This is a genomic window from Mycobacterium sp. SMC-15 (genome assembly GCF_045310925.1).
Taxonomy (GTDB): Bacteria; Actinomycetota; Actinomycetes; order Mycobacteriales; family Mycobacteriaceae; genus Mycobacterium.
In genome coordinates this window covers 1-24227 of record NZ_JBJIAJ010000014.1, presented here as the reverse complement: position 1 = coordinate 24227, position 24227 = coordinate 1, and the positions used below count along the sequence as shown (strand labels likewise).

Annotated in this window: 11 protein-coding genes and 1 pseudogene; 8 read left to right on the top strand and 4 right to left on the bottom strand. The window is 64.9% G+C overall.

The features are described 5' to 3' along the window. The first annotated feature begins 313 nt into the window (after nt 1-313). From ACJH71_RS19155 to ACJH71_RS19125, 7 genes are all read left to right on the top strand, one after another. The gene (locus ACJH71_RS19155; RefSeq protein ID WP_406759567.1) at nt 314-5050 is read left to right on the top strand and encodes a PE family protein; all 4737 of its coding nucleotides are present in this window, start codon (nt 314-316) and stop codon (nt 5048-5050) included. Nucleotides 5051-5489: 439 nt separating this feature from the next. Further along, the gene (locus tag ACJH71_RS19150) at nt 5490-6908 is read left to right on the top strand and encodes a PE-PPE domain-containing protein (RefSeq protein WP_406759667.1); all 1419 of its coding nucleotides are present in this window, start codon (nt 5490-5492) and stop codon (nt 6906-6908) included. Nucleotides 6909-7118: 210 nt separating this feature from the next. Then, the gene (locus tag ACJH71_RS19145; protein WP_406759566.1) at nt 7119-8225 is read left to right on the top strand and encodes a Rieske 2Fe-2S domain-containing protein; all 1107 of its coding nucleotides are present in this window, start codon (nt 7119-7121) and stop codon (nt 8223-8225) included. Between the two features lie 79 nt (nt 8226-8304). Beyond that, the gene (locus ACJH71_RS19140; protein WP_406759565.1) at nt 8305-8769 is read left to right on the top strand and encodes an SRPBCC family protein; all 465 of its coding nucleotides are present in this window, start codon (nt 8305-8307) and stop codon (nt 8767-8769) included. Nucleotides 8770-9435: 666 nt separating this feature from the next. Then, a complete protein-coding gene (locus ACJH71_RS19135) occupies nt 9436-10134 on the top strand; it encodes a hypothetical protein (RefSeq protein WP_406759564.1) in 699 nt (232 codons plus the stop codon). A gap of 63 nt (nt 10135-10197) precedes the next feature. Continuing rightward, nucleotides 10198-10959: an SDR family oxidoreductase gene (locus ACJH71_RS19130; RefSeq protein ID WP_406759563.1), complete on the top strand. Its 762-nt coding sequence runs from the start codon at nt 10198-10200 to the stop codon at nt 10957-10959. A gap of 55 nt (nt 10960-11014) precedes the next feature. Further along, nucleotides 11015-15148, top strand: coding sequence for an AMP-binding protein (locus tag ACJH71_RS19125; protein WP_406759562.1), 4134 nt, complete (start codon nt 11015-11017; stop codon nt 15146-15148). Nucleotides 15149-15157: 9 nt separating this feature from the next. Here the strand turns inward: ACJH71_RS19125 and car are convergent, their stop codons facing one another. The 4 genes from car to ACJH71_RS19105 all read right to left on the bottom strand — a co-directional run bounded on the left by car (nt 15158) and on the right by ACJH71_RS19105 (nt 21943). Then, entirely contained in the window at nt 15158-18691 is a 3534-nt protein-coding gene (gene car / locus ACJH71_RS19120) for a carboxylic acid reductase (RefSeq protein ID WP_406759561.1), read from the bottom strand. Nucleotides 18692-18727: 36 nt separating this feature from the next. After that, entirely contained in the window at nt 18728-19522 is a 795-nt protein-coding gene (locus tag ACJH71_RS19115) for a hypothetical protein (RefSeq protein WP_406759560.1), read from the bottom strand. Between the two features lie 111 nt (nt 19523-19633). Continuing rightward, complete coding sequence (locus ACJH71_RS19110; protein WP_406759559.1) at nt 19634-21133, bottom strand: hypothetical protein; 1500 nt, start codon at nt 21131-21133, stop codon at nt 19634-19636. Nucleotides 21134-21520: 387 nt separating this feature from the next. Then, nucleotides 21521-21943 (bottom strand): PaaI family thioesterase, encoded by a 423-nt coding sequence (locus ACJH71_RS19105; protein WP_406759558.1) that lies wholly within the window; start codon nt 21941-21943, stop codon nt 21521-21523. A 613-nt stretch (nt 21944-22556) separates the two neighbouring features. On the opposite strand from ACJH71_RS19105, the pseudogene ACJH71_RS19100 reads away from it, so the two are divergent. After that, nucleotides 22557-24227, top strand: a pseudogene (locus tag ACJH71_RS19100) (hypothetical protein); the annotation flags it as partial.

Below are 24227 nucleotides of genomic sequence, written 5' to 3'. Positions count from 1 at the left end.
GCAGAACGTAGCGGCTGTCCGGCAGGCCTCTCCACGAGAACGGGATTTTCGACTGAAAATGCCGTTTGCAATGCTGGTTCGCTCCGGCGTTGGAGATGGATGCGTCGCCGTTGCTACCGCGGCCGATTGGTGTCTTTAGCTGCGACGCGGCGGCGCTCCGGTTGCGCGGTGAGCTGTAGAGGGGTGGTGAGCGCCAACAAAAAGTGTTTGCTAGATCGGTTGACCGCCTTGTGCCTGTGGATTAGCTTGGCGGAATCTCGGCGGCTAGCTGAAAGTGTCCGCCATTACCGAAGAACTGCGCTGGAGGCATCAGGTGGTCGGCACACGCGGCAATGGGCAGGCTCGGCCTGGTAAGAGCGCCGCGGTGCGCCGTGGCGCCCGGCTCGTCAGTCTGGGCACGACGGTCGGAGCATTCCTGGCGTTGGGGATGACGCCGTTGGCTGCCGCGCCACCCGCCCAGGCCGATCCGTTGATGGACTGGATTTTCGATCTCCTCGATCCCGTCGGCTGGGGCCTGGATGGCGCCGTGGGCCCATCGGATGCCGCCGGATGGGATGCGATTTTCACCAGCTTGACGAACCCGGGGTCGATGGAGTCCAACGCGCTGGGCGCTGACGATCCCTTTGCGGCTTGGTTCGACGACTGGGTCTATGGCCCCCTGCATGCAGCGCAACAGGCTTGGATCGCTGACTCGTTTGGCTCCTGGGTTAACGACAATCTGGTTAATCCTTTCGGGCAGTGGGCTTTTGGTCAGGACCTGATCGCTAACGGTCCCGCCGGCATCAGTGGCGGCACGCTGGCGGAGGCCGCGGGTGGAAATGGGGGATTGTGGTTTGGTGATGGCGGTGCGGGCGGCACTGCCGCCGACGGCACCGGTGGTGCCGGCGGCGACGCGGTCGGTTGGTTCGGCACCGGCGGTGCCGGCGGAACCGGAGCGGACGGGGCAGCCGGTGGGGACGGTGGAGCCGGCGGCTGGTTCTTCGGCAATGGTGGCGCCGGCGGGGCAGGCGGCGCGTCGAGCAACGTCGACGTGGCCGGTGGGGCCGGAGGAACCGGCGGCGCTGCGGGATTGTGGTTCGGCACCGGCGGTGTCGGCGGCGCCGGGGGCACCGGGGCAACTGGCGCAATCGGCGTCACCCCTATTCCCGCTGGCCAGGCTGCCGATGGTGTCGCCGGCACTGGGGGTCATGGCAGCGACGGAGCGGCTCCCGGTCAGCGCGGCGGCGACGGCGGTGACGGCGCTCTCGGTGGCGTCGGCGGTGTCGGCGGCAATGGCGGCGTGGGTGCGGCCGGTGGTACCGGCGGCAACGGTGGGGCCAACGACCAGGCTTACAGCACTGGAGCGAACGTCAATGGTGGCACAGGTGGTACCGGCGGCACCGGTAGTTTCGGCGGCACCGGTGGTGCTGGCGGTATCGGCGGGACCGGCGGCCGCGGTGGCCTGCTGATCGGTAACGGCGGCGCGGGCGGCAGTGGTGGTTCCGGCGGTTCCGGCGGCGTAGGAGCCGTCGGCGCAACCGGCGGTTCAGGTGGTGCCGGCGGTAATGGAATGCCGTACCGCCCCGGCTACGAGAGTTTCCCCGGATCGGGCGGTGCCGGCGGTGCCGGCGGCGTCGGCGGTACTGGCGGTGTTGGTGGTATCGGCGGTTCCGGCGGCGCGGGTGGCGGCGGCGGACTGCTCGGCAGATCGGGCGTGGCAGGTTCCGGTGGTTCCGGTGGCGCGGGTGGCGAAGGCGGCGCGGGTGGGGCCGGCGGCACAGGCGGACCGGGTGGCGTCAGTGGCGGGTACACCGCGTCGGTCGGCCATACCGGTGCGGCGGGCAGCCAAGGCGCTGCGGGTGCGGTTGGCGCAGTCGGGCAGACCGGTGAGGACGGGGGCCCTGCGGCCGCTGTCAACTACGCGGTCGTGGCGATGGAGTCGGCGGCCGCCAACTATCAGCAGTTGGTGAGCGGTTTCGAACGCTCCGGGATGGCGTTGGCGTGGGCGGATAGTCCGTTGGGCGCGATGATGAATCCGCTGATCGGCCAGACGGTGCAGGACTACTTCTATGGCCCGCTTTATCAGGCCGGCCAGGCCTGGATCGCTAGTCCGCTTGGCGCGCAAGTGAATCAGTGGATCAATGAACCGTTCATTGAGTGGACGGGTCGTGCGCTGATAGGCAACGGCCTGGACGGCTTGGAGGGGCTCAACACCAGTATCGACGGCACGGCGGGCGGCTGGCTGTTCGGTGACGGCGGTAGCGGTGTCGACGGTGGGGCCGGTGGCGCTGCCGGGATGATCGGCAACGGCGGTGCCGGCGGCGCCGGAATTGACGCCATGGTCGCTGGTGGTGACGGTGGCGCCGGTGGCATCGGCGGCGCCGGTGGCTGGTTCCTCGGCAACGGTGGCGCCGGTGGGCACGGCGGTGCGGGCATGGCCGGCGACAACGGCGCAGCCGGTGTCAACCCGGCGACCGACACCGCGTCCACTGCGCCCGCCGGCCATGGGATTGATGGCGTGGCGGGGCAGGCGGGGGCTGGGGGTCAGGCAGGTCAGGCCGGCGGCAATGGTGGGGCCGGTGGTGCCGGCGGAACCACCGGCATGTTCGGGCGCGGTGGCATCGGAGGCTCCGGCGGTGTCGGTGGTGCCGGTGGGCATGGCGGCGATGGCGATATCGGCGGTGCCGGGGGCGCCGGGTCCGATGCCTTGACTGCCGGCGGCGGCGGTTCAGGCGGCGCGGGTGGTGCCGGTGGCGCGGGCGGCTCGGGCGGCTCCGGTGGAGCCGGTGGCGCCAGCGGTGCGGGTGGTACCGCTGGATATTTCGGTGCCGCGGGCCAGCTGGGTGCGCACGGCACCGGCGGCGTCGGCGGTAGCGGCGGTGCGGGTGCGACCCCGGGCGACGGTGGTGACGGCGGCGCGGGCGCCGACGGAGCGAACGGTGGTGCCGGTGGTGCCGGTGGTGCCGGCGGTGATGTCGGCGCAGGCGGAGCAGCCGGTCTCGGTGGCGACAGTGGCGGCGGCTTGCGTGCTGCCGACGGCATAGCCGGTGCCGGTGGAGATTCGGCGCTTGGCTTGTTCGGCAATGGTGGTGCCGGCGGGGCCGGTGGTAACGCCACCGCCAGCGGTGGATCCGGCGGTGCCGGTGGTATCGGTGGTGCCGGCGGGACGATCGGTGACGGTGGTGCCGGCGGTGCTGGCGGCAACGGTTTTGCCGGCAGTAGCGGCGCACACGGTGTTGGCGGTGCCCCGGGCGACTATCGGTCGGGCTGGCCGATTGCGACTAAGGGTGAGGTCGGCGGGAACGGCCAGGACGGCGGAGCCGGCGGTGCCGGTGGTGCTGGTGGTGCTGGTGGATTGCTGCGCGGCAACGGTGGTGCAGGCGGCAACGGTGGTGCCGGCGCCGATGGCGGGGTCGGCGGCAACGGCGGCAACGGCGGCGATGGTTCGGACGGCGCCAACGGCTACGGCCTTCGAAAATACGGGGGAGCCGGGGCCGACGCCGGGGACGGCGGCGCCGGTGGGGTCGGTGGCAACGGCGGCGCCGGTGGGGTCGGTGGCACCGCCCGGGCGTCCGGATACAGCGACGGCCAGCACGGCATCGGCGGTGTCGGCGGCAACGGCGCTCGCGGCGGCGGGGGAGGCGACGGCGGTAACGGCGGCGACGGCGCGACCGGTGACTGGGGTGCCGGGATCGGTGGTGCCGGTGGTGCCGGTGGCAACGGCGGCGACCCCGGAGCGGGAGGTGCAGCAGGCCTGGGCGGCGATAGTGGCGGCGGCACTCGCGCCGCAGACGGCCTGTCCGGCGCCGACTCCGGGTCTGGCGGCGGCGGCAACGGCGGTAACGGCGGTAACGGCGGTAACGGCATACCGGGTCGCGACGGCGGCAACGGTGGCGCTGGCGGGAACGCAGGGGTTATCGGGCGCGGCGGCGACGGCGGTGCCGGCGGCGCTGGCGGATCCGGCGGTGCCGGACTCAACAGTTCCGGCCAGTGGACCACGTGGGTCGGCGGTGCGGGCGGCAACGGCGGGGCTGGCGGCCATGCCAGTGCGGTCGGTGACGGTGGTGCCGGGGGTTCCGGAGGTACCGGCGGTCAAGGTGGCGTCGGCGTTAACGCGCCGGTGCAGGCGGGAGATCCCGTCCGAGCGGCCACCGGTGCTGCCGGTAAAGATGGTTACAACGAGCAGGGCATCAGTCGGTACACGGCGGTGAATCACCTGGCGACCGACGGCAGAGACGGCGCCGATGCCACCCGGGTGGGGCAGATCGGTGGCACCGGAGGTGCCGGCGGTGGTGCCTACGAGACTCCGGTCCCGGTGGACTACGACCACGTTTACAACTTGCCGATTGGCTGGGCGGTGTGGAACGCGTACGGGGCCAACGGCGGCGACGGGGGCGACGGTGGGGCCGGTGCCGCCGGCGGAGTAGGCGGGGCCGGCGGTTGGGCGAGTTCCATCGGCAACCCGCAGGGTGACGTCAACGGGGATCCCGCCGCCGGTGCTACTCCCGCGGGTAACGCGTGGGGCGGCGACGGCGGAAACGGCGGCAACGGCGGCGACGGCGCGGACGGCACGGCCGGTGGTGCCGGTGGCCTCGGCGGTGCCGGCGGTATGGGCGGAACCGTGTCCGGCAATGGCGGCGCCGGTGGGGCCGGCGGGGATGGTGGTGCCGGCGGTGCCGCAGCCGGCGGTGCGGCCGGTGGTGCCGGCGGCACCGGCGGCGAGGCTTACGGCACGGCGACGACCGGCCAATTCACTTGGAATACAGAGGCTCACGGTGGCGATGGCGGCAATGGCGGCGATGGCGGCACCGGCGGCGATGGCGCTTCCGGTGGTGCCGGTGGTGCCGGTGGAGTCGGCGGCGCGGCTCAGGCGCAGGGGTACACCGCGGGCAGCGATGGTAGTGGTGGTGTGGGCGGCGCAGGCGGTGCGGCCGGCGCAGGTGGCGCCGCCGGTGCTGGCGGCGCTGGTGGAGTGGGCCACAACTCCGCGACAACCACCACAGGCAGTACAGGGGCAGCGGGCACGGTAGGGGGCGCCGGCAATGCCGGCGCCGCCGGGGCAGACGGCTGATAGATCGAGCTGCACTCGGCGCCAGCCCTTGAGATCCGGACCCGACCGTGGGACGGATCTCATCGCGAGCCGGGGATGAGAATATTCGATGCCGTTTCTCCGCGCTGCATCCAAAGCAGTTGGGAGACAGTCTTGCGACGACACACGCCGCAGTTGTGTGCCGATTAGATCCGGGGCGTCCGCTACATACGGCTAGCACTGACAACGAGGAGCGACCTTGCGGCAGCCTCGGCGTCATCCATGCTGCTGTATACCCCGATCATTAGATGACTTGCATTGTGCCACCGACTATTTGAACACGTCATTTTCACCGCAACTACGTAGTCCTGTGATAGACAAGGGATTCCACAGCTCAGTCTGCTCTCAGTCGTTGTGAGGGCAATTTGTGCCGTCGCTTGAGGAGGTTGGCGTGTTGCTTCAAGGTTCCCGTTTGCTGAACGTGGTTCTGACGGTGACCGTCGGCGCTGCGCTTGTCGGGGCGACGTCGCCGTCGGCGTCCACGGCGCGAGCTGCGTCGGCCGACGTGGCTCTGCTGGCCGGCGGCAACACGCTGATCATGGGCGGTAGCAGCATGCCGATCCCCCCGCCCAGCTACATGGCTGCCGTATCGCAGTACTTCCCGGCCGAATTCGCCGACTTCAATCACATTCCGCTGTTCACCCCCGAAGGGGCTTCGCCGGTCTACACCGGCGTCAAGAGTTTGCAGCTGGATCCGTCGGTGGCTCAGGGCGTTCAGATCCTCCACCAGGCGATCACCAAGGATCCGGCCGATGGCGGCTACGCGGGTAATGATCTTCTGGTGCTCGGGTATTCGCAGAGCGCCGCCATTGCCTCACTAGAAATGCGGCAGCTGGCAGCCATGGGAGAGAACGCCCCGGATGCCGACAGCTTGTCCTTTGTCCTGCTCGGCAATCTGATGACCCCCAACGGCGGGTTGATGGAGCGATTCGGTGACGTCGACTTCCCACCGTTGACCCTGCCAAGCTTGGGCCTCACGTTCTACGGCGCCACCCCGGTGGACACCATCTACTCGACCAACAACTACTCCATTCAGTACGACGGGTTCGCCGACTTCCCGCGCTACCCGCTCAACTTCCTCTCCACACTCAATGCGTTCATGGGAATTGCCTTGGTGCACGGTAGCTACCCGAGAACGGATCTGGCCGACTCCGGTGCATTTCTGCTGCCGGGCTCCGCGGATCTGACCGGGGAAGGTGCGACCAACTATTGGATGATCCCCACCGAGACATTGCCGCTGCTACAGCCCTTTGCGGGCATTCCCGGTATCGGAGAACCTCTGGTGGACCTGCTGGATCCGGTGCTACGGGTTCTGGTCAACTGGGGCTACGGGGACCTCGCCCACGGCACGGTGGACACCACCACGTTCGCAAATGTGGCGACGCCGTTCGGATTGTGGCCCACCGATATCAGCGCGACCGAACTCGTGGACGCCCTGGGAGGTGCACTGGCGGAAGGATGGCAGGCCTTTACAGATCACCTGTCCAGCCCGGCGGATCTGTTTGCGTTCGGAGCCGCGGACGAAGGGACGGACACGATGGCCGAGTTCACGTTGCCCAGCCTGACCGATGTTGTCAACACGGTCACCAGCGCGACGGCGACTGCCTACTCGACGCTGTTGCCGACCGCGGATATCTTCAACTTCTTATCGACCACCTTGCCGCTCTACCAGTTCAACCTCTTCTCGCACTTCCTCGAGGAGGGTGACTTGCTGAGCGCAATCGGGATGCCTGCGGCGGCTGCCGTTGGTCTGTCGACCATGGCGCTTGGGTTCGAGTTCATGGTCTTGCAAGGGGCGGTCAAGGACATCGCCGCGGACTTCTCCGGACTCTTTGACTGATTCTGATCGGCCGCCCATCGAGAAACTTCGGGGGCTTTTAGTGAGGAGTGCCATGAACGGGCGATTGATGGACAGTGGCACGCCAGCAATCCTTGCCGGGAAACCGGGCTTGCCGGAATCAGGCGCACTTTCGCCACCCAGGTCAGCCCGAACGCACGTACACGGCAGGGGTGTTCGACTTGATCCCTTGCCTGCAACGAAGGATCCGTCATGTGGGTAGCAGTTCTCGAGTCCGCACAGTTGAGAAGTGACCCTGTTCGAGCGTGGTACTGGGGCACCCCAATCGTCGTATTCCGTACCTCGTCCGGGGGCCTTGGCGCCTTGGAGGATCTGTGTGGCCATAGGGGGATACCGCTATCGCAGGGTTCCGTACAGGGAAACAGTATTCGCTGCGGATTCCACCATTTCTGCTTCGACATCAACGGCGACTGCGTCCATGTCCCAGACGTCTTCGGAGCCGACGAGACGTTCCGCAGACGCTGCAGCGTCCGGCGGTTCTTCGTTCGCGAAGAAGTCGGGCTGATCTGGGTTTCGGTTGAAGATGAGCCGGATGCGGAGTTCCCGGTCCAGGTCGATCTACTTCCCAAGAACGGGATTGCCGCGGCAGGGTCCTTTGATGTCGACGGTGACCTGCGGGTATGGCTCGATCATTTTCTCGATGTGCCGCATTGCATCTGGACCCATGCCGAGAGCACGTACTCCGGGTCGCCGGAACGCCCCGCAAAGCTGGCGTCGCTGTCGATCGGCATTGAGCCGGACCGTCGCTATCCCGTGCGATCGGCCATCGATATGACCTTCCACGTCGAAGACGACGGTGGATATGCCAGCTACTCCCTTCCGATGCGGACACTGGTGACACTGAACCGGACCATGGCCCGATTGCGGCGTAGGTCGCGCGCCGGACGCGTGGCTGACGTGGCAGTGCAGGCTGGCCTAGTCACAGCACTGTGCCAGGAAACCGTATCCCGCGTCGGGTCCATGGAGGTCCGTGCTTGGACCAGCATCAATCCGTTGTCGGCGGGGAAGAATCGATTCTTCTACGCAGCCGTGGCCGACGGTAGCCGTCGTGGCCCAGGAGGAAAAGCGCTGGCGCGCAGGCTTCTTAACGATTTCGTGCGTCAACATCTGGGTGTGGAGGATGCACACTGGCTGGCCGCGGCCCAGTATCTTTCGGGGGACCGTTTCCGGGCAACCGAACTCGACTCGACGGTGTTAGCGATGCGCGACATCTTCGATGCGTACCGGAGCGAGAAGCGCCATCTCTACCCGGGCGATTCCCTCATTCACAGCATCGAGTACGGGGGTCATTCGGCCTGAGACAGGGCACCCGTCCCGGCACGCGCCACGCCCGTCGACGAAGTACCACAACCGTCAATCAACTCGGAGGTAGAGCCCAATGGCAGCGCCACTTTTGCAGGCACAAATCGATATCAGCGCGCCCGTCGCCGCGGTGTGGGATCTGATCTCCGACCTTCGTCGAATGCGTCAGTGGAGCCCGCAGTGCCGCTGGATGAAGCAGTTGGGACCGCTGGAACCGGGTACCCGGACTTTCAACATCAATCGCCGCAACTTCCTGTTCTGGCCGACGACGTGCACGATCAAAGAAGTTATCCCGCAAAGGAAGCTTGCCTTCCGCGTCGATGTCAACCGCGCCATCTGGAGCTATGAGCTACAGCCGATCCCGTCGGGCACCCGGGTGATCGAGACTCGGCACGCTGAGCGTGGCGTCAAGCCGATCTCGACGTTGACCGCCAATACTTTTGTGGGCGGGGAGGACATATTCGAGCGGGAGCTTGTCGAGGGAATGAAGATCTCGCTGGCCAGGATCAAGTACGCCGCTGAACGCCACGACCATGGGTGACGTGGTCCTTCTTCGTGGTATTGAAACTCATCGAGGCATCATCACATCTCCGCACCTTGTTGAAAACCGGATTCCGCACAAGATCGGAGCGCAGCCCTCCCTTTGTGGTTTCGGTGATGATAGACATTGAGTCTAGATAGCAAAGGGGCGCCATGTGTTTCGCGACACAAGCCAGTTTCTTCCATGCGGGAGACTCGATCGACACCACTCGGCTCGACGGGCAGCCACTTGCCAAGGCCGACAGGCTCTGGGTGTTCATGTATGCGCTGTGGAATGCACTAAATTCTCAAGACCGGTCCGAGCCGCAGTCTTCGAAGTAACCGTACGTGTGACCGGTATCGCTAACGGGGAGCGCGGATTCGATCTCGTGGGCGACGACGGAATAACCCATGTCCAACACTACGAGCGTCTCTCCGCATTGATCGTTCCGCGCACCGGCCCGCTGATCAGACGGCTTGAGCGACACTATCGGGAACTCGACGAAGCGCTCGAAGACCGCGTTGAAGGCGGGGCGGCGTCCAGATGACGGGCAGGCGTACGCAGGTTGCGGTGACGAGCCTCCGGCCGGGGCGCGTGGCCGATGTTGCCAAGGATCCGCTCCGTTCCAATGCCGATCATCGACGTATCCGGCGAAGCGAATGTCTCTGTCCAAAGTCACTTGGAACCGTGGAACGCCAGACGCTGGCAGATCAGCTCTACGACGTTTATAGCGAAACCGTACGTGGGTTGACGCGCGATGAGCTGGCAGATGAGGTCCTCGGCAGAAACGACGCTCGCGTTGCCCTGTTCTATGGCACGAAGAGAGAACTTGCGGGCTTCTCATACGTCGGCATCGAGCGGATTGAGCACGCGGGTCGACAGTATGCGGTGTTCTGCGCGAGTGTGTACTGCCGCTTGGGTTACCGCGGCGGCGTGCAGGCGTCGCGCTTCGGACTGCGTGAGGCACTGCGCTTCAAGTTCCGCGAGCCGAATACGCCGCTGGCCTACTTGACCCGTTGTGCGTCTCCCGCCGTGTACCGCCTGATCGCTTCGACGATGCCACGCGTATATCCCAGCCTTCTGCATCAGACGCCGGATGACGTCGAGGCTCTGATCCGCAAGCTCAGCGTGCGCAGAAACTACCGCTCGGTCGGCGAAGACCCGTGGATCGTGCGTTCGGTCGCCACGCCCCAGAATCCGTCGCGGTTGAGTCACATCCAAAGAGACGCGCAGGTGCGCTTCTTCATTGAGCTCAACCCACGCTTCGCCGATGGCTTGGCACTGCTGACCTGGACGCCGCTCGACGCGGCGAACATTGCCGGCGGTCTTTGTCAGCTGGCGCGAAATCAGTTCAGAGGACAACGGGGTTCGCGGCGAAGTCGTTGATCCGGTTCCTGCGGTCGGGCGCGGCCGTCACGGTATCGATCTGTCACATCGAGGAGGGTACGAGTGAGTAAACGCATCGCGATTGTGACTGGGGCCAGTACTGGGATCGGGCGTGCTACGGCCGTTCGGTTTGCCGCGCGGGGATACCGACTTGTGCTCAACGCGCGCGACAGTGAGGCGTTGGCCGTGGTGGCGGACGACCTCACCGCGAATGGATGTGAGTTGACGACAATCGTCGGCGATGCAGCTGAGCCTGAGACAGTGGATCGACTCGTCTCCGTCTGCCAAGAACGATTCGGTAGCCGGCCCAGCATCGGAATGGTCAACGCTGGTGGTGGCCTACCGGGCACCCTGCTGACCTCCGATCCAGCGCGTTGGGAGGACCTATTCCGCGTCAACGTGCTGGGCGCTTTGCGTCAGATGCGGGCATTCGCGACGGCAATGCTTCCCATTGCCGAGGCCTCACCACTAAACAAGGCGCTCGACATCGTCGTCACGGGCTCGACCGTCGGAACCAATGTGTCCCCTTTCAACACCGTGTATGGCGCTTCAAAGTTCGCTGTCCACGGCGCCGCGGAGGGATTGCGGCGCGAAGTCGGACCGATCGGGATACGTGTCTCCCTGATCGAGCCGGGGATCGTCGCAACCAATTTTCAGGCGGCGGCGGGATATGACGCCCACTGGTTCAGCACCTACTCGGAAGAGATAGGACCGGTCCTCGATCCCGACGATGTCGCACGGGCGATCGAGTTCGTCACCGACCAGCCACCCCATGTCCACCTGGGCTCGGTGGTGTTGAGGCCGACTCGGCAGCCATACCCGTAGTGGCATGGCGTTGGGGACTTCCGTGGTTGTGACGTCGGAGAGCGTGGGGAAGCCGATGAAGACACTCGCCGATCTACTGCGGCGTGCAGCGGTGATGTATCCACATCGTGCGGCGGTATCGGATTCTGCACGGTGCCTTGGCTATTCCGACCTGGAACGCGTAGCCGGCAGAGTGGCTGCGCTGCTCGCGAGCACCGGGTTCGAACCCGGTGATCCGGTGGCGGTTGCGGGCGTGCGCGATGCGCGACTGCTGGCGGTGTTCCTTGCAGTTATGCGTGTGGGTGGTGCGGCTTGCGTTCTCGGGCCGGATTGGAGCGATACGCTCGTGCGCCGGCGGCTTCAAGCGATCGCGCCGCGGTGTGTCCTGACGACAGAGGCCGACTTCGCGGGTTCGGATGAATCTATTCCTCGGAAAGTAGTTGATGTAGACGCGCTCCTTGCCACCGCTGAATCCGCCGAGCCGCTGAGCAGTGCGGTCGATCCGTCGCGACCGGCCTACCTCACATTCACCACTGGAACATCAGGTGCGCCCAAAGCCGTTGTCGTCAGCCATGCCAATGCCGTTCACTACGCGTTGAGCCTGAGTAAGAGACTGGCAGTCACAGAAAGTCAGAGAGTGTGCTTTGCGCAGGTGACTACGCTTGCCGCCGATCTCGGCTACACGCCCTGGCTGTTGGCGCTGCCTGCCGCTGGTCACGTCTTCGTCGTGGGGGATGCTGCCTCGCGAGACCCGGAGGTGTTCTGGAAATGTCTGTCGGACAACCGGGTAACAGGCCTGAAGACCACACCGTCGCATTTGAGTGCCCTCTTGGATAGTCGCCCTGCGGACACACGCCCCCTGGATAGGCTTATCTTGGGTGGTGAGCCCCTTACCCGATCCTTTGCCGCTGAGCTGCTGACGCAAGGTGTCGCCAGTTGTTTGGTAAACCACTACGGGCCAACCGAAACGACTGTGGGTACAGCGTGTTTCGTGGCGAACGGCGTATGGGATCTCCCGTCGGATGAAGTAACCGTCCCGATCGGCACCGCAATCGGGGAAGCAGTCCTACGACTGGAAGGCGCTGAGTCCGGAGTGTTGGTGGTAGCCGGACCGGGAGTTGCGAGATACCACGGAGCCGACAGTGGCGGCTTCGTGACGGCGGGTCGGCAGCGAGTGTTTCGCACCGCCGACATTTGCAGGAGCCGCGATGATGGCAGCCTGGTGTTCTTGGGAAGAGCGGATCGTCAGGTGAAGATCAGTGGCTACCGAGTAGACCCCGATGAGGTCGAGCGTGTGCTCAATGGCCATCCCGCAGTCCGGCAAGCAGTGGTGGTAGTGGGGGACCGGGGCGTGGATCGCCGCTTGCTGGCGGCGATGTCGCTGCGAGCGGCGGATCGCCGGAGCAGCGATGTCGTGCCGACTATTGAAGCGTACCTGCGTGATCGGCTACCGAGCTACGCAATACCTTCCCCGATAGTCCCGTTCGCGGCCCTGCCGGTAGGGACCAGCGGCAAGCTGGATCGACATGGGGTAAGGGTACTCCTCGATGAAGCCGTGAAATGCCGCGCGGAACAAGCGAAGGCTGCGTTCAAACCAGGTCTGGGTGGGTCGACCCAGTTTCTGGCTCAAGGTATCGCGCAGCTGTGGGCTGAAGCCCTCGGTTTGCCTGCAGTGCATGTCGATGCCGACTTGGCACATCTGGGTGTGGACTCCATTCTGGCGATGCGCACGTTGGCGCTTCTCAGGCGGCACGGCAGTAGCCTCACCCTCGACGACGTCTATCAACATGCGACGCCGGCTCTGCTGGCACTCGCATCACAGCGCGCCAGGCCGCTTCCCGATCTGCCTGCCATCGACCACCGTTGGGCACCCTCATTGGCGCCCGCGCAGCGCTGGTTCTTCGGGCAGGGATTACCCGGCGAAGGGCATTGGAACCAGGCCGTAGCCCTGCGCTGTGGGGCGCGGGTCTGTCCAGAAGCTCTAGTGTCGGCGATGCGTGCTGTTCTGGAGCGCCATTCGGCTCTGCGCTGGCCGGTGAGTGCCGCTGGACCCGCTGCTGGACCGCTACCGGTGCATGAATTGGAACCGGTGTCGTTTTCGCGCCTGCCATTGGACGTCGCTGGCGCCCAGTCCGCAGTATCCGGCATAGGTGGTGCGGTCAACCGAGGACTCAACCCGGCCGCCGGGCGCATCGTCCACGCGCATCTGTTCCGCGGCAGCGGACCGATCGAGGACCGGCTGGTGGTGGCGGCGCACCACGTCGCCATGGACACGGTGTCGTGGAGAATCGTGTTGGCCGATCTGACCGTGGCCTACCGCGCAGCCGTTCTCGGCCACCGCGTCGAATTGCCACCAACCGCCGACTACTACCGTTGGGCAGCGCTCCAAGGCGCCGGTCGTCTTCGGTCAAACGCTCAACCTGTGACCGTGTCGGGCAAGCCCGTCGCCCTGACATGGTCATTGAATCACCGTGCCACCGCGCGGTTACGCCACCGCTACCCGTGCGGCCAGATGCTCGAAGCCGCACTGTTGTCAGCGTTCTCCGACGCCATCGCCGACGCGCGCGGTGAATCCAGCGTGGATATAGAGGTGGAGTCACATGGCCGAGGGTCAGGCGCTGACGACGCTGCCTTCGTGGAAACGGTGGGTTGGTTCACCGCCGTCAAGTGGCTGACGGTTGCCGCAGGCGCGCGAGCACCTGAAGTACAACGGATGGTGCGAGACGCCGCCTTGTTGCCAATGGACACCTCGGGAGGTCGACCGAAGATCGGATTCAATTTCCTCGGCACTTTTCGGCTGCCAGCGGAGCCGCTACTTGGCTGGACGCCGGCGAACGAGATTCCGGGGCCGGCGCGCTGTGCTGCCGGTGACCCGATATACGCACTACGCCTGACCGCCCGCGTTGTGGACGATCGACTCGTCACCGATCTTGTCTATCGGGCATCGGAGTTCCCGGATGAACTGGTGGACAAGGCGTATCGGCAGTTCGCTACGGCCATTGCGGCATTGACAGGCACGCCCGCGGCACCCGTCGAATGCTCGTCCATATCCACATCCGGGATGCCGCTGCTTACGGGTGCGGCCGGGGCCGACGTAGCCCGCGTGAAGGTGGGGACCGAGCCCGCTGCCGTGTTGCTCACGGGCGCCACCGGTTATCTGGGCGGTCATATTCTGACGAGCTTGATCGCAGCGGGTGCCAGGGTTACGTGTCTGGTGCGCACACCCGATCCGAAACTGCCGGTAGCTGTGGAACGTGGTTCGGTGGAACTCGTCGTAGGCGATGTAACAAAGGATTCGCTGGGCCTGGGTATAACGGATATCGCAACAGCACGAAGGGGTTTGACCACCGTGATCCACGCGGCCGCCGATGTCCGACTGGCGGCCCCCCTGAAGGAACTGGAGGCCACGAATGTCGAGGGGCTTCGCAAGCTGTTGAAATGGATCGATGACGGCTCTGTTGTGCCGTTGCACCAAGTGTCGACCCTGGCAGTCGCGGGGACGGTCGATGGACCCCGTCGATGTTTCAGCGAGGCTGACCTGTCCATCGGCCAACGTTTTCTCTCACCGTACGAGCGGTCGAAATTCTCGGCGGAGTTGCTAGTGCGTTCGTGGTCGCAGCGGGGAATCCCATCGTTCATCTACCGTATGGGCCACGTTGCAGCCCACAGCCGTACCGGCGCTTTCCAGCGAAACGCTGCCGACAACAGGATCTACCAGACCCTAAGTGGATACATCGCCGCGCGATGCGCGCCCCACCTGCCGTCATCCACCATCGCGTTCTCTCACGTCGACACGGTGGCAGCTGGACTAGTTGCGGTGGCACTTTGCCGGCACGCGGCTCCTGGCGTCTACCACCTGGAATCGCCCTACGACATCCATCAGACCGAGGTCATAGGCTGGCTGCGTGCTTGTGGGTACTCGGTTGAACTCGTCGACGAGGCTGAATTTCAGCGGGCGGTTCGACGGCTGGCCATCGACGACCCTGCTCGCGCGCATCTGCTGACTTCATGGGAGGGCCACGCCGACCGCAATATCCGCTTCGACCGCTCCCGAACGCTGGCCGAGCTGGCACGGCGAGGTGTGCGATTCACCAGGCCCAGCGCGCACTGGGGCGAAGCGGCGATCCGGTGGGCCGGGGAAGCGGGAGCGTTGCCGCAGCCCGCTGCGACACACGGCTGGCACTCAAGAGCGTGGTCGCACGCTCGGTGAGCCGGACGGCTATAGCAACCCGAGCAGTCGCAGGTCGGTGATGTACTTGACGATAATCGCCGCGCTCACGTGGGGGATATCTTTCTCTGCCCCGATTCTGGTGCCCCGAACCGCTGCGCGGAAGCGGTCGGTCGGTGCTGTCGACCCGGTGATCGGCGGCTGCGGCTTCTGATAGTTATGCAGCAGGGGCAGCAGCGACGCCTGGCGCTGGCGCTCCGGCAGCGCTCGCAGGGTGGTCTCGAAGCGCTGCAACCAGTCGCCGTAGTCGGCGATCCGCTGGATCGGGTAACCGGCCTCGATGAGCCAGTCGACGAACTCGTCCACCCCTAGACCGTCGTCGTGGGGGTTCACCACGTGGTAGGTGGCGAAACCCTGGACAAGCGAGCCGGTCTTGGCGCCCAGCGTGGTGATGGCCTCGGCGATGAACTTCACCGGCAGCCCGTCGTAATGCGCGCGCCGGCGGTTGCGGTCGGAGTCGAGTTCGTAGAACGAGCTGGGGGCGATACCGGTGGCCACCAGGGACAGCATCGTGCGAGTGAACATGTCGGGCAGGTTGAGCTGGCCGGCGTAGCTGGTGTCGGCCAGGATCATGCCGCAGCGGAACACCGCCACCGGAAGGCCGCACAGGTCGTTCGCTTCGCGCAGCAACACCTCTCCGGCCCACTTGCTGGTGCCGTAGCCATTGGCGTAGCTGTCGTTGATGGCGCGTACCGGGCTCATCAGCCGCGCATCGGCGTCCTCGGTGAACGTGCCGGGTGCGACTTGATCGCCTACCCCGATCGTCGAGACATAACTGAATGGCTTGATCTTGGAGGTCAGCGCGAGCCGGATCAGCTCGGCGGTGCCCAGCGCGTTGGGAGCGAACAGCTCGCTGTACGGCAGCATATGGTTGACCAGGGCGGCCGAGTCGACGATCACGTCGACAGTGTCCGACAAACGCCGCCAAACCTCTTGCTCCAAACCGAGATTCGCTGCGGACTTGTCCCCAGCCAAGACCTCCAGATGTTTGGCGGCCAGTTCGGTATAGCGGGCCAACAGCTTGTCATCGGCGCCGTCGAAGATAGCATCGAGCCGGGCCCGCGCGTGGGCGTCGTTCTTGGCCCGCACCAGACAGATCAGCTGGGCGTCCGTGCCGTCGATAGCGGCCAGCCGCTCCAACCATTCCAATACCAGGTAGCGGCCCAGGAAACCGGTGGCGCCGGTCAGCAGCACCGTGCGTAACTCACCGCTGGAAACCGGCAGCGTCGACGCGACGGCCAATGTCTCCGCGTCGAGGAACTTGTCCAGCTTCAGGTCGGCCGCGGCCACCTCGACCGCGTCGCGGCCGTGCACGCCGGCGAATGTGGGCCGGATTGATCCCGCCCGCTGGGTCTCGATGTAGTCGGCCAGCGCAGCCAAATCGGTGGCTGGGCTTACGATCACACCGACCGGAACCTCTACACCGAAAATGTCTTGCAGCAGACTGCCATAGCTCAGGGCCGACAGCGAGTCCCCACCCAGATCGGTGAAATGCGCCTCGGGTGCGGGAGCACCGGCCGCTGCACCCAGCAGTGCGGACGCCGCCCGTCTGAGGGTCGCCAGCACCGGCGCGTCGGCGCCGCTGCGGCGCAGCTCGTTGAGCTCGTCGTCCTGCCGCTCGGCCAGTTCACCGTAGAGCTGTTCCAGTCGCTGTTCGTAGTGTGCCCTGAGCCTGGTCCAGGCCAGCTTGTAGGCACCAGTGAGCAGTCCGTTCTCCAAGCTGAACGGGTTGGTCTCGATCAGGAAGTCGCGTGGCACCTCATAAGACTGCAGTCCGGCCTGCTGGGCCGCCCGCTGTAGTGACTCGGCCAGCGCCGCCTTGAGTGCATCGGCACCGTACCCGGCAAACGCATCCTCGGTGGGTACAACGACCGCCAGCAGGAAGGCGTGCGAGCTGTTGCCGTAGACGTAGATTTGTTGCACCAGCGGGCTGTTGGAGAACACCGCCTCCAGCTTGGCGACGGTGACGAACTGGCCTTGGGCCAGTTTGAGCACGTTGTTGCGCCGGTCGACATAGACCAGCCGGCCCGGGCTCACCTCGGACACTACGTCACCGGTGCGGTAGTAGCCGTCGGCATCGAACACCGAGGCTGTGACCTCCGGGCGTTTGTAGTATCCGGTGAATAGGTCTTCGGACCTGATCAGCAGTTCGCCGCGCGGGTAGGGCTGATCGGTGCGAAAGTAGCCCAGGTGCGGTAGGTCGACCAGTTTGTAACTGATCACCGGCGGACGCCGGATCTCACCGTTGAGGCACATGATTCCGGTTTCGGTAGCGCCGTAGCCTTCAACCAGCGGTACGTCGAGCGACTTCTCCACCCAGGCTTTCACCTCCGGCGAGGTAGGTGCAGAACCGGTCATCGCGAAGATATACCGCCCTCCCAGCACGTGCTTGCGCACGTGCGACAGCACCTCTGCCTCGATCACCAGCCGGTCCCGCAGATCCGCAGCGCATCGGCGGTCCACTTCTCCCCGGAATACCTGAAAAAGCATGTCCCAGACTCGAGGAACGAATAACAGCTCGGTTGGTCGTACCAACGCGACGTCTTCGAGCAGCGTGGAGGAATCGCTGCGGCCGGCGAAATACGCGGTGCCACCGCTGGCGAGTGTCCAGTACAGCATTCCCCGTCCCATGAGACTGCTCATCGGCATGAAGCTGAGTGCGATCGACGGTCCGACCGTGGGCTTGCCCCATGCGGCCCGGGCTGACGCGCGCCACGCGTTCGCGATCAGTCGCTCCGTGTACATCGCTCCCTTGGGTGCGCCGGTGCTACCGGAGGTATAGATCAGGAGCAGCAACGGATCATCTTGAGCGGGGTGGAAGGCTGTTCCGGTGGGCGCTGTCGCCCCTCGGTCGAGTACATCCGAAAGTGTGTCGATGGCGATATCGCCCGTTGCCTTGGAAAGCCGCTGTACGGCGGCGCTGAATGTTTCGCGCTGGTCGTCCGCTTCGTGGTGATAGTCGAACACCAGTAGGCGCGTGGGCGTGGCTCCGGCCACGACCAGCTCAACGGCGTCGGGCAGGTATTCCAGGCTTACCGCGATGACGCTCGGTTCGGCCTCCAGCGCGATGGGCAACATCTGGCTGGCCGGTGTGCTGGCCGGCAGGGGGACCGACACTGCGCCGATCTGGATCAATGCGAGATCGACGGCCATATAGTCGGGGCTGGGAAAACCCAGCGTGCAGACCCGCTCGCCTGGGCGCACAGTTGTCGCCAATGCGCCGGCCACTGCTGTGACTCGTTCCGACAGTTCCTTATAGGTGATGGTCTCGAACTCTGGCAGCAAGCGTCTTGTGATACGCCCGGTATCAGGGTCTTTCACGAAATCAGCGACGCGGTATCCCAGGGCGGGCCGCTCCGCGTAACCCTCAAAGACGGTCTGAATGATCTGCGGAAGGCGAAGCCCGGCGGCCTCGACCGCTGCGGTGACTGATGCGCGGGGGCGGGTTGCTGCGAACTGGTCGTCGTAGGTGGCGAGGTCACCGATCCGGCGCTGAAGTCGGGCAGTACGGCTCACATAGGTCATAGGTTTCTCCGAGAAATGAGGTATCCGCCGGATAGCTCAGCGGCGTCTTCCTCGCGCACACGTGGCCCGAAAGAGACCGCCCACGATATTCGCCGTGTTCAACGGTATGAAGACGACGAGCGACTCACCGTCGGCGAAGCGAGGGTTAAGCCGGAGATAGAAGCGCGTCTCGGGATCGTCTGCGATCCGGCGCAACCGCGATACGGTGTGTGGCGTAGCGATAGAGCGTACGACCCACGAATCTTGAGCAACCGGGTGGTATTGCCACCGAGCGATGAGCGCGCCGACCAGAGCCTCGACGCCGGCTGGGGTTTGCCGCGTGCTGTGAGGGTAGAGCGTCGGCATAACCAAGGCCATTCGCCGGTAGGAGGCCGGCGAAACGCTGCGCGTGAGGTACGACATCGGTGTCCGCGGCTCACGGAGTTTAAAGCGCAGCGCCACACGGAATCCGAATAGCGCGGTCTGTACGCCACCATGATAGCCAGGACGAAAGAAGGTGCCCATGCTGAATATTGCGTGGTTTCGGGACTCGTGCTCGACTCGGTCAAGGCCCGCATATGTGAACCCGGCGAGCTCGCCGTCTGCGCCATAGAAGAGTCCAACGCGCACTCCGCGGGCAAATACATGCTCCTCGAACTCGTTGCGGGCGAAGCCCGACATGGTCTCGCACAAGACAGGGTAGAGCCGGTCGGCCAGCGCGGAACGCTCCGAGGGGCACAGGGATGCCGGCTGAAGATACTCCTTCCGGCGGATGCGTCGAGATCTTGCCGGCATAACCGTATTGATCGTCGGGCCGTGCGTGGTCGATGCCGTCGTTCTCATGCCGCCCATGACGTGTCCTCCTGCGATAGAACGATTCGGCCAGATGCTGTGTGGGCCACGCTCTCCCACAGAGCTGCCTTTGATATGGGACGCCGATTCATCACATCGCGCTCGCCGGTGCTACTCGATCTCTGGGTTCAGTTGGAATTCGTCGAACGTTCCCAGTACCGCCGCGGCGAGCTCGTCTTTCGAAATACCTTGGTCACCAAGGCATGCTGTTATGGCGACGGAAACTTTGCCATTGACTCTTCCCGACAGAAGGAACAGCTTGCCCCCCATGAGGTCCATGGTCGATGTCGGGGTTCCGTCCCAGACCAACCGGATGGACAGGTAGTCGGCATCGGTACCATCTGGCCGATTCACCGCCGGGTCTAATTCGCCAACATTGGAGCAGCCGATCACGGTAGCTCCCGAACCCGGCCAGAGACCTACTAGGCGCCTGCTCAGCCAGTTAGGAATCATCGATGCCAACGGGAGCAACGCTAACGACCCGTTGGGATTCGTGGCCAGCTCGACCAGTGCCTGCTTGATCCTGAAGCGGACTTCCGCAAGGTCCTGTGCGGCACATGTCGGATCGACTGTCGCGACGGCGTATGTCAGAGCGTTCCCGCGAGTATCGTCTTCGGTACGTTCATTGACCGGACAGAACAGCGTGGCAGTACCGTCGCCCGCAACGCGTCCGAGTCGCTCGCCGAGCCTTGCTGCGACACCTGCAAGGAGCGAATTACTGGTTCCGCCAAGAGTTTCGGCACGGGAATCCCACTGCGCCAGATCTATGTACACGGTCAACCCGACTATCGGGGCGGGTTGCTCGTCGTCGGAAGTCCTCGGCGGCGGAACAGTGGTCGCGGCCGGTGAAGGCAGGGTCTGACGCCTGTGTCGGTGTCGGAACAGCTGCAAAGTGTCGGCGAGCGCCCGCGCCATCTCCGGCATCGACGCTATGGTGCTTCGGCCATCCTCAATCAGAGCTGCTGCTCGCGACCGCGAGCCTGGGAGCGGGTAGCCCAAGTCTCGTCTTCTGCCCTCAGACGCATCTGCTACGGCAAGGGACATGCCGACCGCGTCGGCCACGGTATGCGAAGCGACTAAACTGATTGCGGTGCAATTTCCTTTGAGCGGAAGGACGCCCAGGTGCCAGCTGGGCCCCCGCTCCGGATCGATCGGGAGGCGTGCCAGTTCGTCCGTCCAAGCACCCACATCCGCGCGCGACCGTTGTGACGAGGCGATGTCGATCCCTAGCGGTGCACGCGCCAGCACCCACCGATCACGAGCAAATGGGATCGGAGATCGTTCGATTCTGCGCCCCAACAAGCCGTATCCGAGATTCTGATGAAAGCGACGTAGTGCGGCAATATCTATGGGACGATTGTAGATCCAGGTGAACTGGATGATTTCCCGGTAGCCGCATGAGCGCAGACCGAGAAACGATATCTTGTCCAGGTGCGCGATCCTGTTGTCCTCTTCGGGGCTCTTTGCGCGGCGAAGCCGTAGCGCGGACCGATTAAGGAGAGTCATCAATTGCCTTGTTTTCCAATGAATGTCATATTGCGCCCCGTTGGTTGGCGTGAGTGCGGAGCATGGCGGTCCGCGCAGCAGCGTCGGTCGTTGAGTGCGCCCCAAGTGCGTAGAGTGGCGATGCGGCGGCGGCCCATGGTCTCGACATCACATCGCCACGCCGGCCGGCCCGGGCTGTTGGCATGCGTGCCCTTTCGACTACAAGCCACTGGTTGCTCCCTGTTATCACTTGCGGCGCAAGACGCTAGAGGTCAAATGCTTGCGGAGGCTGAACGTATCGGCTCCCACCGGTGTTATCTACAGAACCGCAAATGTTTGATGAAAATAACGTTTGCGGCTGGATTCCTGCTTGCGATGATGGCCTGGCTCGTGTGGCTTCGGTGCGGACGCAACAGTTCAGTCGTCCCAAGGTGAATCCGACCATATTGGTGGACGACCAAGTCTGGGCGCGGAGGGGGCCAACGACACGCCGGCTATGGCTGCTTCACCGGGCTAGCTCGTGGGCAGGTTCTGGACTCGCACCTGCCCACGGGCGACGGGCCGGCTCTGATCGTCGGAGATAGTTACCAACCAAAGCTGTTGTCTGGTGCCACGGTGAATTGGTAAGCATTCCAAGTGCATCGTGCCCGAGGACATGGGCCGGAGGAAGTCAGTGCTGTTGTTGACGCCGACCGCGTTGCCGCCGCCGTTCTGAGCCAACCATAGATAGGCCGAGGTGCTCGCCATGCTCTCGACCAGTGTGCAGTACACGCCACCGTTCACGATGCCCATGGGCTGAAACAGCTTGGGCTGCACCGGCACGTAGGCGCGGCCGCCGTCCGGTCCGAGTTCTTCGACGACGACGCCCAGATATTCCATGAACTCGTTTCCGACGAAAATTGGTGGCAAGACCGAGCTGTTGATCGATTTTTCCATGGCTTCACGGTAACGAGATCGAAAGGCTAAGTTCCTTTGATCCCATGAAAAGGCCGTTTGCAGAATGTATTTGGACCGCACCCAGTCTGTCGTTGCTGGTGTGGTCAGGGCGCCCACCATCGTCGAGGGTGTCGCCGTCAGCTCTCCTCCAGATCACCATCTTGACGATGCGCAACCAACTCAACCGACACAGGGCAGAGGTTGCTGCTCGGGGCGACCGATGGGTGGGCGCGAGTATAAGCCGCGTGTTGCGGATGGTGCTGCAGGTACTGTCATGTGACTGGTCTGTCAAGACTATCGGTGTTTCTCCGACGGCGTCCATCAGATCTGCCGATCGCTTGAAAACACGATTTTCATTGCCATTTCGAGATTTATCGCCGTTTGGGAGGGACTGTCCCAGTGGATCGTGGGTTGACGTCGGACCTATCTGTGGCGAGGTATCGGCGCTCCGCCGTGCGGTCCTACGTGTTTGGCATGGGCCGGATCAAAGCTGAAATGTCGTTTTCGCGGAGTTTGCTGGTTGGGGTGATCAGACCGCCGCGCGGGGATTAGCTTGGCGGAATCTCAGCCCTGGGCGGGTTGTCCCTCAGGGCCGCGGGCTAGGAGGCATCTGATGACTGGAAAAAGTGGGCGTATCGGGCGTCGTGCTGGCGGGGCCCGGCGCAGTACCCGGTTGGCGGCCGCGGGCACGACGGTCGGTGCGTTCTTGGCGTTCGGGGTATCGCCGTTGGCCGCTCCGGCGCAGGCGGATCCGTTGTCGGACTGGATCCTAGATCTGATCGATCCGGCGAACTGGGATTGGCTCGGCTTGTCGGCTGGCGTCGACGGTGGCGGTTGGGACGCTTTGCTGGCGAGTTTGGCCGATCCTGCGGTGCCGGGCGAGGTCGGCTCGGTTCTCGATACGTCGGCGCTGGATGTGCTGGTTGCGGGTTTCAGTGGATCTACGGCGGGAGCGCCTGCGCCGGCCGGTAGTACTGCGGCGTTGACGGACTGGTTCGACACCGGGATCTACTCCTCGATGCATGCTGTCCAGCAGGCGTGGATCGTCGACCCGTTCGGTTCGTGGGTGAACGACAATCTGGTAAATCCGTTTGGGCAGATGCTGTTTGGGCAGGACTTGATTGGCAACGGTGCTGACGGCCTTAGTGGCGGAACGCTGGCCGAGGCCGCCGGCGGCAATGGCGGGCTGTGGTTCGGGGACGGCGGTGCTGGCGGCACGGCTGCTGACGGCACCGGCGGTGACGGAGGAGATGCGCTGGGCTGGTTCGGCAACGGCGGCGCGGGCGGTGCCGGTACCAACGGTGCGGCCGGCGGCGATGGAGGTTCTGGCGGCTGGTTCCTGGGCGACGGTGGGCACGGCGGTGCTGGCGGCGCGGGTGTGGCCGGCGCGGACGGCATCGACGGCGTATGGGGCGGTGTGGCCGAGGGCGCCAACGGCGCCGTCGGTGGTGTCGGCGGGGCCGGTGGTCATGGCGGGGCCGGCGGCTGGTTCGGCAGCGGAGGCAATGGCGGCGTCGGCGGCGCTGGTGGCGCTGGCGGGGCCGGTGGTGCCGGTGCCAACGGCCTGGATGCTGCGATTGTTGGCACGAACGGTGGGGACGGCTCGGAGGGTGGGGACGGCGGGGCCGGTGGAAACGGCGGGGCCGGTGGAAACGCGGGACAAGGCGGATGGTTTGGCGGTGCGGGCATCCAGGGTGTTGCGGGTGTTCATGGTGTGGGGGGTGTGGGTGGTGCTGGTGGTGATGGGGGTGTGGGTGCTGCCGGTGGCGCGGGGGTTGATGGCACGGCGGGCAGTGTCGATGGTGGGGTGGGTCAGGACGGTGGTGCTGGTGGTAATGCCGGTGTTGGTGGTGTCGGTGGTGATAGTGGCGGTGGGGTGCGTGCGGTTGATGGCAGTGATGGGGTGGCCGGCGTTGGCGGTAATGGGGGTGTTGGTGGGCGTGGGTTTGACGGCCCTGATGGTTCGGCGGGCAGTGTCGATGGGGTCCGTGGTGGTCATGGCGGTGCCGGGGGTAACGGTGGCCTGGGTGGTCTGAATGCTGATGGTCTGACTCGTGGTGGTCAGGGCAATGGTGGTGCTGGGGGTGCTGGCGGCCGGGGTGGTGCGGGCTTCGATGGTGTCGACGGCACGGTGGGCAGTGTTGATGGGACGCACGGAGGCAATGGTGGTGCCGGTGGCAACGGCGGCGCCGGCGGCGCGGGTGCTATTGCGGGTGTTCATGGTGTGGGGGGTGTGGGTGGTGCTGGTGGTGATGGGGGTGTGGGTGCTGCCGGTGGCGCGGGG

What these genes read in the sequence shown, in the direction of transcription:
- ACJH71_RS19145 (WP_406759566.1), top strand. Translation starts at nt 7,119, where the DNA reads ATGTGGGTAGCAGTTCTCGAGTCCGCACAGTTGAGAAGTGACCCTGTT.
- car (WP_406759561.1), bottom strand. Translation starts at nt 18,691, where the DNA reads ATGACCTATGTGAGCCGTACTGCCCGACTTCAGCGCCGGATCGGTGAC.
- ACJH71_RS19105 (WP_406759558.1), bottom strand. Translation starts at nt 21,943, where the DNA reads ATGGAAAAATCGATCAACAGCTCGGTCTTGCCACCAATTTTCGTCGGA.
- ACJH71_RS19125 (WP_406759562.1), top strand. Translation starts at nt 11,015, where the DNA reads ATGAAGACACTCGCCGATCTACTGCGGCGTGCAGCGGTGATGTATCCA.
- ACJH71_RS19115 (WP_406759560.1), bottom strand. Translation starts at nt 19,522, where the DNA reads ATGGGCGGCATGAGAACGACGGCATCGACCACGCACGGCCCGACGATC.
- ACJH71_RS19140 (WP_406759565.1), top strand. Translation starts at nt 8,305, where the DNA reads ATGGCAGCGCCACTTTTGCAGGCACAAATCGATATCAGCGCGCCCGTC.